The sequence below is a fragment of the Gordonia cholesterolivorans genome (assembly GCF_039531975.1).
Lineage (GTDB): Bacteria > Actinomycetota > Actinomycetes > Mycobacteriales > Mycobacteriaceae > Gordonia > Gordonia sihwensis.
On record NZ_BAAARB010000015.1, the window covers coordinates 23,339 to 36,917 of the forward strand.

The 13,579-nt window shown below is 68.8% G+C and carries 12 protein-coding genes; 9 read left to right on the forward strand and 3 right to left on the reverse strand.

Translation table 11 applies throughout. The features are described 5' to 3' along the window. The first annotated feature begins 67 nt into the window (after nt 1-67). The 4 genes from ABFX36_RS13615 (at nt 68) to ABFX36_RS13630 (ending at nt 1,740) form a co-directional block, all read left to right on the forward strand. A complete protein-coding gene (locus tag ABFX36_RS13615) occupies nt 68-634 on the forward strand; it encodes a hypothetical protein (protein ID WP_278125272.1) in 567 nt (188 codons plus the stop codon). A 121-nt stretch (nt 635-755) separates the two neighbouring features. Then, on the forward strand, nt 756-977 hold the full coding sequence (locus tag ABFX36_RS13620) for a DUF4244 domain-containing protein (protein WP_006898133.1): 222 nt from the start codon (nt 756-758) through the stop codon (nt 975-977). A gap of 3 nt (nt 978-980) precedes the next feature. Beyond that, nucleotides 981-1,394, forward strand: a complete 414-nt coding sequence (locus tag ABFX36_RS13625) for a TadE family type IV pilus minor pilin (protein ID WP_346076761.1) — start codon at nt 981-983, stop codon at nt 1,392-1,394. Beyond that, nucleotides 1,369-1,740 (forward strand): Rv3654c family TadE-like protein, encoded by a 372-nt coding sequence (locus ABFX36_RS13630; protein ID WP_346076763.1) that lies wholly within the window; start codon nt 1,369-1,371, stop codon nt 1,738-1,740. The genes ABFX36_RS13625 and ABFX36_RS13630 overlap by 26 nt, the downstream gene beginning before the upstream one ends. A 20-nt stretch (nt 1,741-1,760) precedes the next feature. Here the strand turns inward: ABFX36_RS13630 and ABFX36_RS13635 are convergent, their stop codons facing one another. Further along, nucleotides 1,761-4,073, reverse strand: coding sequence for a DEAD/DEAH box helicase (locus tag ABFX36_RS13635; protein WP_346076765.1), 2,313 nt, complete (start codon nt 4,071-4,073; stop codon nt 1,761-1,763). Between the two features lie 306 nt (nt 4,074-4,379). Between ABFX36_RS13635 and ABFX36_RS13640 the strand changes: the two genes are divergently transcribed. The 4 genes from ABFX36_RS13640 (at nt 4,380) to ABFX36_RS13655 (ending at nt 9,668) form a co-directional block, all read left to right on the forward strand. Next, nucleotides 4,380-4,583: a cold-shock protein gene (locus ABFX36_RS13640; protein WP_006898129.1), complete on the forward strand. Its 204-nt coding sequence runs from the start codon at nt 4,380-4,382 to the stop codon at nt 4,581-4,583. Nucleotides 4,584-4,718: 135 nt separating this feature from the next. Continuing rightward, nucleotides 4,719-5,294, forward strand: a complete 576-nt coding sequence (locus ABFX36_RS13645) for a hypothetical protein (protein WP_039868129.1) — start codon at nt 4,719-4,721, stop codon at nt 5,292-5,294. 163 nt (nt 5,295-5,457) lie between these two features. Continuing rightward, nucleotides 5,458-8,499, forward strand: a complete 3,042-nt coding sequence (gene topA, locus ABFX36_RS13650; protein ID WP_346076768.1) for a type I DNA topoisomerase — start codon at nt 5,458-5,460, stop codon at nt 8,497-8,499. Nucleotides 8,500-8,645: 146 nt separating this feature from the next. Further along, complete coding sequence (locus tag ABFX36_RS13655) at nt 8,646-9,668, forward strand: zinc-binding alcohol dehydrogenase family protein (RefSeq protein ID WP_346076815.1); 1,023 nt, start codon at nt 8,646-8,648, stop codon at nt 9,666-9,668. A gap of 3 nt (nt 9,669-9,671) precedes the next feature. Here the strand turns inward: ABFX36_RS13655 and ABFX36_RS13660 are convergent, their stop codons facing one another. Both ABFX36_RS13660 and ABFX36_RS13665 read right to left on the reverse strand, forming a co-directional pair. Next, nucleotides 9,672-10,559 carry a universal stress protein gene (locus tag ABFX36_RS13660; RefSeq protein ID WP_006898124.1) on the reverse strand — a complete coding sequence of 296 codons (888 nt, stop codon included), beginning with the start codon at nt 10,557-10,559 and terminating at the stop codon, nt 9,672-9,674. 104 nt (nt 10,560-10,663) lie between these two features. Further along, nucleotides 10,664-12,223 carry an adenylate/guanylate cyclase domain-containing protein gene (locus ABFX36_RS13665; protein WP_039868127.1) on the reverse strand — a complete coding sequence of 520 codons (1,560 nt, stop codon included), beginning with the start codon at nt 12,221-12,223 and terminating at the stop codon, nt 10,664-10,666. A gap of 84 nt (nt 12,224-12,307) precedes the next feature. On the opposite strand from ABFX36_RS13665, the gene ABFX36_RS13670 reads away from it, so the two are divergent. Continuing rightward, complete coding sequence (locus ABFX36_RS13670) at nt 12,308-13,579, forward strand: DNA polymerase III subunit delta' (RefSeq protein ID WP_039868125.1); 1,272 nt, start codon at nt 12,308-12,310, stop codon at nt 13,577-13,579.

A 13,579-nucleotide genomic window follows, 5' to 3' on the forward strand; every position in this document is an offset into this window, starting at 1 on the left:
CATTCAGACGACAGAATTCGGTTCTGCCGCTCTTTCCTCTTCTCGCCCGGACGCGCACGCTTCGTACATGGATACACGTGCAGTCACCCGATGGATGGCCGTGGCGGCCGGAGCGGCGCTGCTGGCGGTCGGAGTCGCGTCTTGCGACAACGGCGACCGCGCCGTGCGGCAGAGCGCCCCGTCGACGGTCGTCACGGTCACGAAGTCGGTAGCGCCCGTGACTGACAGTGGGTCGCCCACGGTGACGGTCATGCCGACTGAGTCGACGGAGACGACCGAGGCGGCCACGGAGACCTCTCCCAGGTCGGATCTGTCGAGCTATTACGGGGAGTGGACCGGGCACGGACGGCAGATGACGCTTCAGCCGGATGGGACCGCATTGGTCACCCTGGCCTCCGGCGCCGCGAACGTGGAGAAGTGGACCGCCACGTGGGGAGCGCACGGCAACGGCATCGTCGTCACGCTGGACACCATGACCTGGCACACGGGCGAACCGCTCGGAAACCAGCCCGGCACGTCGTGGACCGCGGTCCTGGCGCCATCGGCGGAGGACGGTGTCACGGTGCTCCACATGCCCGGGTTCGCCGACTGGTGCTCGACGAGATTCGGCCGGTCGGTGGTGTGCGGGGCGTGACCGGCCGACGTCGGCCTGCGCGCAGTTCTTTAGCCGACACGCCCTACCGCCGCCGTCGGAACCGGTCCGGACTTTCGCGCGTCTAAGTGATGCAGGGTTTCATCGACGAAAGGGGGACGTCATGACGATTCCGGGGACCGCGCGGCAACGCTGGACGGAGATTCGGGAGTTAACGATCCGGCTCGCGGTCGAAGAGGAGGGCATGTCGACGGCGGAGTACGCGATCGGCACGATCGCGGCGGCGGCGTTCGGGGCGCTTCTGTACACGGTGGTCACCGGCGATTCGGTGCTCTCGGCGCTGACCGGAATCATCGGCAAGGCGCTGAGCACGTCGGCGGGGTGAGCCGTGCGTGGCCGGACGGTCGCGCTGATCCGGCGGTGCGCCCGCGACGAGTCCGGGATGGTGACCGTGGAGGCTGCGTATGCACTCGCGGCGATAGCGGCGTTTCTGCTCATCGGCCTCGGAGCGGTGGCCGCGGTGTCGGCGCAGATCCGGTGCACCGATGCGGCACGCGAGGTGGCGCGGCTGACGGCCGCGGGGGACGACTCGGCCCGCAGCGTGGGCGCGGAGGTGGCGCCCGCCGGTGCGGGAATCGCGGTGTCCGGTGAGAACGACCGGGTGGTGGTCGAGGTGTCGGCGGACGTCCCGCTGCTTCCTTTCGTCAGAGTCTCGGCGAAGGCGGTGGCCGCTCGCGAGCCGACCGGCGATGAGGCGGGCGGACCGGGGGACGGCGATGAGCGTTCGGGGGACGGAGGGTGATGAGGGATTCTCGACCGTCGCCGGAGCCGCGGTGATCGCGGGGTTGGGGTTCCTGCTGGTGGCGATGCTGTATTCCGGTGCGGCGGTGGTCGCGAGGCATCGGGCGCAGTCGGCGGCGGACCTGTCCGCACTGGCGGCCGCTGCGGTGCGGGTCAGTGGAGACGGGGAGGCGTGTGCGACCGCGCGGCAGCTGATGTCGAGGCAGGAGGGGGATCCGAGGATGACCGGTTGCGTGGTCGACGGCGACGACGTGCAGCTGTCCGTCGCGGTCAGGGTTCGGTTGGGTCGCTTCGGTATTCGTGAGGCGCGTGCGGTCGCGCGGGCGGGGCCGGTCGAGTCGCCGTAGGGCCGCGGGTCGGCCCGGAGCTACGTGTGCAGACGGCCGATCAGGCGGAGCAGTTTGATCGCGTGCTCCTTGTCCAGCGGTTCGTTGCCGTTGCCGCACTTCGGGGACTGCACGCACGACGGGCAGCCGGTGTCGCAGCCGCATGAGGAGACGGCGGCCTCGGTGGCTGCGACCCACTCGGTGAACGCCTCGTACCCGCGATCGGCGAAGCCCGCCCCGCCGGGGAAACCGTCGTAGACGAACACGGTCGGCAAGCCGGTTCCCGGATGCAGCGCGGTGGAGAGTCCGCCGATGTCCCAGCGGTCGCACGTTGCGACGAGCCCCAGCATTCCGATGGCCGCGTGCTCGGCGGCATGCAGTGCGCCGGGGAACTTGTCGAGTGCGATGCCGGCGTCGATCATCGCCTCGGGCGTGAGGGTGTACATCACGGCGCGGGTCTCGAGTCGGTGCTCCGGCAGGTCGAGCGGAACCGAGTCGAGGATCTCGCCGCTGAGCGACTTGCGAAGGAAACCGACCACCTGACTGGTGACGACGACCGATGCGAGAGCGACGGTGAGGGGACCGAACTCGCGGCGGTCCACGGTCTCGAGGATCGACACGTCGCTGACCTCGCGAGCCGACGTCGTCCAATCGGGTTCCTCGGGGTGACTCAGTGCGAGGCCGTCGTCGAGATCGAGTTCGTCGACCACGAAGCTCTCGCCCTGGTGCAGGTACACCGCTCCCGGGTACACCGAAGTCATGGCGCGGGCGGTGTCGACGGTGCCGAGCAGACGGGAGGACGTGACATCGACGATCAGCACCTGTCCGCCGATGCCGCCGCGCAGGTCGATGTCGCCGTGCGGGTCGAGCCCGGGTGCCGCGTACCAGCCGGCCTTGCGTCGTTTGAGCTTGCCCTCGGCGGCGAGGTCGGCCACCACCTGCTCGGCGGAGAAGGCCGCGACTTCGGCCTCGGTGAGCGGGAACTCGGTCGCCGCGCACAGCATGTGCGGACCGAGGACGAACGGGTTGGTGGGGTCGGTGACGGTGGCCTCCACCGCGCGCTCCAGGAGCGCCTCGGGGTGGTGCACCAGATAGGTGTCGAGCGGATCGTCGCGGGCCACCATCACGACGATCGACCCCTCGCCCCGCCGACCGGCGCGTCCGGCCTGCTGCCAGAAGGAGGCGACCGTTCCGGGGTAGCCTGCCACCACCACGGCGTCGAGCCCGGAGATGTCGACGCCGAGTTCGAGGGCGTTGGTGGTCGCGACACCGAGCAATTCGCCTTCGGAGATGGCCCGTTCGAGCCGGCGCCGATCGTCGGCGAGGTATCCGGCGCGGTACGCGGCGACGCGGTCGACCAACTCCGGTGCCGTCTCGGCCAGGATCTGCCGGGCCCGCACCGCGGTCACCTCGACGCCTCGCCGGCTGCGTACGAAGCACAGGGTGCGTGCGCCTTCGATGACGAAGTCGGCGAGCAGTCGTGCCGCCTCCGATCCTGCGGAGCGGCGTACCGGAGCCTCGTTCTCCCCGGTGACCTCTTCGAGGAAACCCGGCTCCCACATGGCGACGGTCCGTTCACCGTGGGGCGAGGCGTCCTCGGTGACGGCGACGACGTCCTCGCCGATCAGCCGAGACAGGGCCTGCGCCGGGTTCGACACGGTCGCGCTGGCCCCGATCACGACGGGGTCGGCGCCGTACTTCCGCGCGATCCGCAGTGCCCGCTGCAGCACCAGCGCGGTGTGCGAGCCGAAGACGCCCCGGTAGTGGTGGCATTCGTCGACGACGATGTAGCGGAGCTTCGCGAAGAACGGCCGCCATCGGGGATGGGTGGAGGTGATGCCGATCTGCAGCATGTCGGGATTGGTGAAGATCCACCGGGAATGCTGCCGCGCCCACTGACGCAGCTCCGAATCGGTGTCGCCGTCGTAAGCGCACGGCTGCAGGTGCGCGAACTCCGGCCGGCCGGCGATCAACTGCGCCACCGACCGGAGCTGGTCGGTCCCGAGAGCCTTGGTCGGGGACAGGTAGAGCGCCGTCGAGTCGGGGTCGTCGGCGAAGGTGGTGAGCACCGGGAGCTGGTAGGCGAGGGACTTTCCCGATGCGGTGCCGGTGCAGACACAGACGTGACGACCGCCGGCGGCGAGGCTCGCGGCCTCGGACTGGTGACGCCAGGGACGCTGCACTCCGCGTTCGACGAACGCCTCGCGCACCGCCGGGTGCACCCAGTCGGGCCAATCGGTGAACTCCGCGCCGCGGGGATCGATCACCGACATGTGCGTGAGTCCCGCGGTGCCCTCCGGCGTTCCCTCGAGGGTGCGGCCGAGAAGTTCGCTGCCGTAACCACGCTGCGACATGCCGTGTTCTCGCCTCACTGCCCTCAATTCGTCTTGCCCGAAGCACCCATGGTACGCAGGGACTTTGGCGCCTTCTCCGGCGTGTCGCCGAACGACCTGCCGAATGAGGGTGTCATTGGCGTGAGGAACGTGATTAGCTTAAGGCGGTCGCATGCTCCGATCTGATCGAAGTTCGTTGCGGCCGGTGTACTGCAGTTGGTTTCATCGCCCTACGGCGAGGCTTGTTGAAGTATGGCGGTCGGAACAGGCCCCCGTCGCGGCTCCGTTGCGATGGGTGATGCAATGCAATGTAAAGGAATGCAGTAAATGGCACAGGGAACTGTGAAGTGGTTCAACGCGGAGAAGGGCTTCGGCTTCATCGCGCCTGACGACGGCAACGCCGATGTTTTCGTGCACTACTCCGAGATTCAGGGCAACGGCTTCCGTACCCTGGAAGAGGACCAGCGCGTGGAGTTCGAGGTCGGTCAGGGCACCAAGGGCCCGCAGGCCACCGGCGTTCACGCCCTCTAGTCTTCTCTGAGCCCGCCAGGGTTCGACACAAGACTTCACCGGACTCCCGGACCGCTTCGGCGGCCGGGAGTCCGGTCTTTTCGTCCCGCGTCGGCCGGAGACCTCACTGTCACATTCGGGCCGTACCATGGTCGTGTGAGTCAGATGTCGCTGTTCTCTGCGGAGATCGAGGACCCGGCCATCGCGGACCTCGCCGGATTACTTGCGGCACAGGGTCAGTCGGTGCACACGAGTTGGGGTGCACGCGTCTCCGTGGTGGTCGGGGAGCAATGGCGCGCGGAGGAGATCTGCGCGGAGATCCGCGGCGCCGGTCTCGAAGCGGAGATCGTGACCTCCGAGGAGGGCCGCCCGATCGCACGGACCGAGGCCAATCCGCGGATCACCGCGCTGCACCGTGCATGGTCTGCCGGTGCAGTGAAGGCGGTTCCTGAGGGGTGGACGCCGACCCCGCACGCGCTGCGCCTGTGGACTCTCGCGTCCGGCCGCCCGGACGGCGCTCATTACCTGCTCGGCCTCGACCCGAGTGCCCCCGACACTCACGCGCCGCTGTCGACCGCGCTCATGCGGGTCGGCATCGCACCGACCCTCGTCGGAACGCGCGGGCCGCACCCGGCGCTGCGGATCTCCAGTCGCAAGCGGGTCACCCGGCTGCTCGAGACCGTCGGCATCGCACCGGACGGGGCTCCGGAAGGTGTGTGGCCTTCCCCATAGGCCGTGAGGTGCGGCGACCCCACCGGATGTCGTCCGTTCGGACTACCCGGCGTGTGTCATTCGGGACCAACGTCCCGACCCCACAATCCGAGGTGACGTGCAGAAGACGCGTTATATAAGGTACAACGGCATCGAGCAGCAATTCTCTGACTGAAGGGCACCCGTGGCCGCCTCCGACAACGCATCCTCAGCCGTCCGGCGTCTCGTCATCGTCGAGTCGCCGACCAAAGCCCGCAAGATCGCGGGCTACTTGGGCGGGAACTACGTCGTCGAATCGTCTCGCGGCCACATCCGCGATCTGCCGCGCGGTGCAGCCGACGTCCCCGCCAAGTACAAGGGCCAGCCCTGGGCTCGCCTCGGCGTGAACGTCGACGACAACTTCGAGCCGCTGTACGTGGTGTCCGCCGACAAGAAGTCGACTGTCTCCGAACTCAAGTCGCTGATGAAGGACGTCGACGAGCTCTACCTCGCGACGGACGGTGACCGCGAGGGGGAGGCGATCGCCTGGCATCTGCTCGAGACGCTCAAGCCGAAGATCCCGGTGAAGCGCATGGTGTTCCACGAGATCACCGAGTCGGCGATCCGCGCCGCCGCCGAGAATCCGCGTGAGCTCGACATCGACATGGTCGACGCGCAGGAGACCCGCCGCATCCTCGACCGGCTCTACGGCTACGAGGTGTCGCCGGTGCTGTGGAAGAAGGTCATGCCGAAGCTGTCGGCGGGCCGAGTGCAGTCGGTCGCCACCCGGATCATCGTCGAGCGCGAGCGTGAGCGCATGGCGTTCGTCTCCGCCGACTACTGGGACATCGCCGCCACCGTGGACGCCGGCGAGTCCTCGTCGCCGCGGACCTTCGCCTCCCGCCTGGTGAACATCGGCGACGACCGCGTCGCCACCGGGCGCGACTTCGGTGCCGACGGCCAGCTCAAGAAGGCCACCGGGGTCACGGTGCTCGATCAGGCGCGCGCGAGGGCCCTCGCGACCGCACTGGAGGGCGCGTCGCTCACGGTGACGTCGGTGGAGGAGAAGCCGTACACCCGCCGTCCCTACGCGCCGTTCATGACCTCGACGCTGCAGCAGGAGGCGGGCCGCAAGCTGCGGTTCTCGTCCGACCGCACGATGAGGATCGCGCAGCGGTTGTACGAGAACGGTTACATCACCTACATGCGTACCGACTCGACCACGCTGTCGGAGTCGGCCATCAACGCCGCCAGGTCGCAGGCCCGTCAGCTCTACGGCGACGATTACGTCCACCCGACGCCGCGTCAGTACACGCGCAAGGTCAAGAACGCGCAGGAGGCGCACGAGGCGATCCGCCCGGCGGGCGACTCGTTCCGCACCCCCGGCCAGGTGGCGTCGGCGCTCGACACCGATGAGTTCCGGCTCTACGAGCTGATCTGGCAGCGCACCGTCGCCTCGCAGATGGCCGACGCACGCGGTACCACCATGAGCCTGCGGCTGACCGGGCACGCGACCGCCGGTCCCAGCACCAGCGGTGAACAGGTCACCTTCGCCTCGTCCGGCCGCACCATCACGTTCCCCGGCTTCCTGTCGGCCTACGTCGAGACCGTGGACGCGCTGGCCGGCGGCCAGGCCGACGACGCCGAGAACCGGCTGCCGAACCTCCGCGAAGGGCAGACGCTCACCGCCGCATCGCTCACCGCCGACGGACACTCCACCAACCCGCCGGCCCGCTACACCGAGGCCTCGCTGGTCAAGGTGCTCGAAGAGCTGGGCATCGGCCGGCCGTCGACCTACGCGTCGATCATCGGCACCATCCAGGACCGCGGCTACGTGGTGAAGAAGGGCAGCGCGCTGGTTCCGTCATGGATCGCGTTCGCTGTGGTGGGGCTGCTGGAGGGTTACTTCAACAGCCTCGTCGACTACGACTTCACCGCGTCGCTGGAGGACGACCTGGACCAGATCGCGTCGGGCAACGCCGACCGCACCCGCTGGCTCAGCGAGTTCTATTTCGGCGCGGACGAGGCTCAGCACGACGACGACGGAGACGCGGCGGGCGCGATGGCCCGCGTCGGCGGACTCAAGAAACTGGTCGGAGTGAACCTCGAAGGCATCGATGCCCGCGAGGTGAACTCGATCAAGCTGTTCGACGATTCGCTGGGCCGTCCGGTGTTCGTGCGGGTGGGCAGGTACGGCCCGTATCTGGAACGCAACGTCGCGGGACCGGACGCCGAGCCCGATCTGCAGCGCGCCAACCTGCCGTCGGACATGACGCCCGACGAACTGACGCTCGATGTCGCGGAGAAGCTGTTCGAGACGCCGCAGGAGGGCCGCGTGCTGGGCGTGGACCCGGCCACCGGACACCGGATCGTCGCGAAGGAGGGCCGATTCGGCCCTTACGTCACCGAGATCCTTCCGTCCGAGGACGACGAGGACGAGGACCCTGGGACGTCGGCGCCCGTCCCGACCATTCCGGCCGGGCCGACACCGCGCGGCGGCGCGGACGAGGTGGTCTCGCTCGACGACGTGCCGAGCGGCGGATCGGGCGGTGTCGCGACCGCGACGACGGCCAAGAAGACCGCGAAGAAGACGGCGAAGAAGGCTGCCAAGAAGGCCGGACCGAAGCCGCGCACCGGCTCGTTGTTCAAGGGCATGGACATCTCGACGATCACGCTCGACGACGCCCTGAAGCTTCTGTCGTTGCCGCGCGTGGTGGGAGTGGACCCGGAGAGCAAAGAGGAGATCACCGCCCAGAACGGCCGGTACGGTCCGTACCTCAAGAAGGGCACCGACTCGCGGTCGTTGACCAGCGAGGAGCAGCTGTTCACGGTCACGCTCGACGAGGCGCTGAAGATCTACTCCGAGCCGAAGCGCCGTGGTCGTGCGGCCGCAGCGCCGCCGTTGCGCGAACTCGGCAACGACTCGGTCAGCGAGAAGCCGATGGTGATCAAGGACGGCCGATTCGGTCCGTACGTCACCGACGGCGAGACCAACGCCAGCCTCCGCAAGGGCGACGAGGTGGCGACCATCACACCCGAGCGGGCGATGGAACTGCTCGCCGACCGCCGTGCCCGCGGTCCGGCCAAGAAGACGGCGAAGAAGACCGCCAAGAAGACCACGGCCAAGAAGACCACAGCGAAGAAGGCCGCTGCGAAGAAGACGGCTGCGGCGAAGAAGACCACAGCGAAGAAGACGGCTACGAAGAAGACGGCCGCCAAGAAGACGGCGCCGAAGACCGAGGACTGAGCGGGACCCGAGGCTGCCGGGGCCAGCCGATCGAGGCATTGCGACCCTTGGCCGGGACCGGTCGGCCGGGGGACACTGGACTGGTGGACTCCCGATCGACGCCTCCGGATCACAGTGCCCCCGACCGCGCTGCCCGACCTGCGACGATGCGGGTCTGGCGCGTGACCGACACCGGCCCGGTGTCGACGACGTCGCCGATCGAATGGACGCGGGAACCGGTCCCGACGCCCTCACCGGGCGAGCTGCTGATCCGCGTCGACGCGTGCGGCGTGTGCCGCACCGACCTCCACGCGGTGGAGGGCGATCTACCGGTGCACCGACCGCATGTCGTGCCCGGTCACGAGGTCGTCGGCACCGTGGTGGAGATCGCGCCGGGCACGACCACCGAGTTCCGGGTGAACGATCGAGTCGGGGTCCCGTGGCTGCACAGCACTTGCGGTCGGTGCGTGTACTGCCGGCGCGGAGCAGAGAACCTGTGCCCCGACTCCACCTACACCGGATGGGACGCCGACGGCGGATACGCCGAGTTCGCGGTGGTGCCCGCCGCCTACGCGCTGCGCCTGCCGACGGGCTACAGCGTCGACGAGCTGGCGCCCCTGCTGTGCGCCGGGATCATCGGCTTCCGTGCCCTGCGCCGCGCCGAACTCCCGCCCGGCGGGCGACTCGGTCTGTACGGGTTCGGCGGCAGCGCACATCTCGTCGCGCAAGTCGCGATTCATCAGGGTGCCCGCGTTCACGTTCTCACTCAGGCTCCCCACGCGCGTCGACTGGCCGCCGATCTGGGAGCCGTCTCCGTCGGCGGCGCCTACGACAGCCCGACCGAACCGCTCGATGCGGCCATCATCTTCGCGCCGGTCGGCGAACTGATCCCCACGGCACTCGAGGCGCTCGACCGCGGCGGAATCCTGTGCCTCGCCGGGATCCATATGAGTGCGACCCCGCCGCTGGACTACCGCAGGCATCTCTTTCACGAGAAGGAGATCCGGAGTGTGGAGGCCAACACTCGCGACGACGCCGTCGCCTTCCTCCAGTTCGCCGACGACCACCGCCTGCAGGTGACGACGAGGCCGTACCGGCTCGACGAGGCGCTGCACGCGTTGCGTGACCTGAAGGCCGGCCGGTTCGCGGGGGCTGCGGTGCTGCATCCGGCCGTCGAACCGGAGCCGTGACGCCTACGGGACGACGAGCACCGGGCACCGCGCGTGATGCACCAGGTTCTGGCTCACCGATCCCATGAACGTGCCCGCCACCGACCCCATCCCGCGTGAGCCGACGATCAGGAGCCGGGCGGACGACGATGCGCCGACCAACCCTCGTGCCGCGGACGAGTCGCCGTACACGATGTCGACGTCCACCTCCGGGAACTGCTCGCACGCGGGAGCGATCCGACGCTGCAGCCGTGCGATCCCGTCCTGCTCCACCAGGTTCCAATTGACGAGGTTGAGCGCGTATCCGGCGCCGATCATGGCGGCGGCCGGGAAGTAATAGGCGACGGTGAGCTCTTCGCCGAGAGCCCGCGCCTGATGCAGAGCCACGGTCAGCGCGCGGTCGGCGTGAGGTGAACTGTCGTATCCGACCACCAGTCCGTCGCGATCACTGTCGGCGTGATCGTCCTCGCGCCATGCGAGAACCGGACACGACGACGACCGGATGACCCCCATCACCTGGCTGCCGAGCAGGACGTCGCGAATGGGACCGGACCGCGTCGACCCGATGACCACCATCGACGCCCCGGAAGAGTACTCGGCGACGTGGTCGGCGAGGGTGCCGCTGTAGACCTGGGTGGCGATGTCCAGGTCCGGTGCGACCTCGCGGGCAGCGGCGAGGGCTTCGGTGAGCACCTTGGTCCCGGCTGTGTTCGCCTCTCGGCGGAGCGCTGGGTCGACGCACATCGCGAACGGATCGTGGGCGGCGAACCACACATCGTCCGGAACGGCGTACACGAGCCGGATCGGAGACCGCGTGCGGGCACACCACTCCGCAGCCCATCGGGCGGCTCCGAGCGCGCGCCGGGACCCGTCCACTCCGACGATCACGGGTCGGTCGAGGGTGTAGCTCATCGACCCATCCTCGCGCGTCGAGTCCCATCGCCGACAGTGCCGAACGGGACCGGAGACCAGTGACCAAGGACTGCCGGCCGGGCGACCTCGGGCCCGCCCCGGCGCTACTCCAGCGTGGACGTCGGCTCGGCGACGTCGATGTCGGGGCGGGCGAGGAGAGTCTCGATGCCGCGGCCGCGCAATTCGACGCCCTCGCCGATCCGCCAGTGCTCGGCCTCGCCCTCGCCGGCGAGGAAGACGGCGCGGGCGGAGCCGAGCACGCGGGTCGGCTCGTCCTTCGCCAGTTCGGTGAGGCGTGCCGCCTCGTTGACCGGATCGCCGATCACCGTGTACTCGAGCCGCTGCTCCGCGCCGATGTGGCCTGCCACCGCCTTGCCCGCGGAGACGCCGATACCCATGTCCACGTCGCCGAGCCGTCGCGCGAGTTCGACGCGCAGGTCGCGTGCGGCGGCCAGCGCCGAACCGGCGAAATCGTCCTGCTCGAGGGGCGCGCCGAAGATCGCCAGCGCGGCGTCGCCCTGGAACTTGTTGACGAATCCGCCGTGCCTGCCGACCACGTCGACGACCACCTTGAAGAATTCGTTGAGCAGTTCCACCACCTCGCGCGGCGGCCGGTTCACCGCCAAACGCGTCGACCCGACGATGTCGACGAACAGCACGCCGACGTAACGCTCCTCGCCGCCGAGTTCGGTGCCCGTCTCGATCGCCCGACGGGCGACGTCCTCGCCGACATAGCGTCCGAACAGGTTGCGCAGCTGCTGGCGTTCGCGGAGGTCGGAGACCATCTCGTTGAAGCCCGCCTGCAGCAGACCGAGGTCGTTGCCGTCGTAGATCTTCACCGCGACGTTGAGGTTGCCGGCGCGGACCTGATTCAGCGCCACGCGCAGCTGTTTCACCGGATCGGTGATGGACCGGACGAGGCGGGTGATCGCGAGCAGCCCGAACACCAGGGCGGCCGCGGCCATCCACAGGATGGGCCGCTGCAGGCCGACGGCGTCGGTGTCGATGACCGCCGTGCGCTGCAGGATGATGAGCGCGGCGATGATGGTCATCGGCACGGCTACCGACACCACCCAGAACACGGTGATCCGAGTGGCGATGCCGGGTGCGTTGGAGTTGTCCGGGTCGTTGGCCATCGCGGCCACGGTGATCGGCCGCAGCACCTTCTCCGCCTGCATGAAGCTCAGCACGCCCGTGACGAGGGCGCCGATCAGGCTGGCGATGATCACGACGACGAAGTCCTTCATCGACGTGCGCAGGTTGATGACCGCGAGGATCACTCCGCCGATGCCCCACAGGCCGAGGTTCACCGCGGTCAGCAGAGTCGGGAGGTTCAGCGCCCGTTTGCGTGCGGCGGCGTCGTCGAGTCTGGTCCGCCGACGGTGCCAGATCAGCACCGGCATGCTCAGCTGGATGGAGAGATACGCACCGACGATGATGGCGATGAACAGGTACAGCCCGAAGGCCACCTGATTCTGGGCGTTGAACTCGCTGATCGAGATCGAGTCGACGCGCGGCATGCCGAAACGCAGGAAGGCGAATGTGAACAGGGCACCGATCAGGTTCGCGCGAAGCATGTCGAGTGCGAGGACCGGCCACGGTGTGTGTGCCAGCCAGCGCAGGGTGTGCGCTGCTCTGGACAACCACGACCGTCGTCTTACCATGTCATCCAAGGTAGCGGCATGCTTGCAATTGTTAAACAGCGTGCGGGATGCGTGTTGTCTGAACTGGGCTTTAGGCTGGCTGATGTGACAAATGTCTTTGACCGGATGATCGGGCAGCAAGCGCTGATCGAAGAGCTTCTGGCGGCAGCGACGTCGGCGCGGTCGGTGGCCGCTCGACTCGACGAAGCGGACGCCGGGGCGGTGTCGATGTTCGACGAGGGCCCGGGATCCGAGTCCGAGGCGGGTCCGCGCGAGTCGATGACCCACGCCTGGCTGTTCACCGGTCCTCCCGGCAGCGGCAGGTCGGTGGCCGCGACCTGCTTCGCGGCCGCGCTGCAGTGTCAGGCGGCCGACGAGGTGGGCTGCGGTGAATGCCGTGCGTGCACCACCGTGCTGGCCGGGACTCACGGCGACGTCCGGCACATCGTTCCCGAGGGGCTCACCATCTCGGTGGCGCAGATCCGCGACATCGTCCAACTCGCGGCCCGCCGCCCGACCACCGGTCGATGGCAGATCGTGGTGGTCGAGGACGCCGATCGGCTCACCGAACAGGGCGCCAACGCGCTGCTGAAGGCCGTCGAGGAGCCGCCGGACCGCACCATCTTCCTGCTCTGCGCGCCCTCGGTGGCGCCGGAGGACATCGCGATCACGCTCCGGTCGCGGTGCCGGCATGTGGGACTGACCGCGCCCGCGGCCGCCGACATCGCCCGCGTCCTGGTGGACCGTGACGGGATCGACGCCGACCGCGCGTCCTGGGCGGCATCGGTGTCGGGCGGGCACGTCGGCCGGGCCCGCCGCCTCGCCGTCGATGGGTCGGCACGCGCACAGCGCGACCAAGCGCTCGGCCTGGCTCGGGCAGCCACCCGCGATTCCACCGCGTTCGCGGCGGCCGAGACGCTCGTCAAGACGGCGACCGAGGCCGCGAACCAGATCAGTGCCGAGCGCGACGCCGCCGAGACCGAGGAACTGATGACCGCCCTCGGTGCCGGCGGAACCGGCAAGGGCACCGCACGGCCGCCTCGCGGAACGGCCGGTGCGGTGAAAGAACTCGAGAAGCGGCAGAAATCGCGCCGCACCCGGACGATGCGAGACGTGCTCGACCGCGCGCTCGTCGACCTCGCGGCTCTGTTCCGCGACGGGCTCTCGCTGTCGATGGGAGCACAGGTGACACTGATGCACCCGGACAAGGCTCAGGACCTGACCGTCCCGATGGCGCGGCACGCGTCTCCCGAACAGCTTCTGCGGTGCCTTGAGGCGGTGCTGGAGTGCCGTGAGGCACTCGAGACGAATGTGAAGCCCAAGTTCGCCGTCGACGCCATGGTGGTGCGGATCGGCAGGCAGCTGGCACGCCGCTGA

Excerpts from the sequence above, each read along its gene's own strand:
- ABFX36_RS13655 (WP_346076815.1), top strand. The coding sequence starts at position 8,646 with ATGCGGGTCTGGCGCGTGACCGACACCGGCCCGGTGTCGACGACGTCG.
- ABFX36_RS13630 (WP_346076763.1), top strand. The coding sequence starts at position 1,369 with ATGAGCGTTCGGGGGACGGAGGGTGATGAGGGATTCTCGACCGTCGCC.
- ABFX36_RS13615 (WP_278125272.1), top strand. The coding sequence starts at position 68 with ATGGATACACGTGCAGTCACCCGATGGATGGCCGTGGCGGCCGGAGCG.
- ABFX36_RS13620 (WP_006898133.1), top strand. The coding sequence starts at position 756 with ATGACGATTCCGGGGACCGCGCGGCAACGCTGGACGGAGATTCGGGAG.
- ABFX36_RS13660 (WP_006898124.1), bottom strand. The coding sequence starts at position 10,559 with ATGAGCTACACCCTCGACCGACCCGTGATCGTCGGAGTGGACGGGTCC.
- ABFX36_RS13635 (WP_346076765.1), bottom strand. The coding sequence starts at position 4,073 with ATGTCGCAGCGTGGTTACGGCAGCGAACTTCTCGGCCGCACCCTCGAG.
- ABFX36_RS13640 (WP_006898129.1), top strand. The coding sequence starts at position 4,380 with ATGGCACAGGGAACTGTGAAGTGGTTCAACGCGGAGAAGGGCTTCGGC.
- ABFX36_RS13665 (WP_039868127.1), bottom strand. The coding sequence starts at position 12,223 with ATGGTAAGACGACGGTCGTGGTTGTCCAGAGCAGCGCACACCCTGCGC.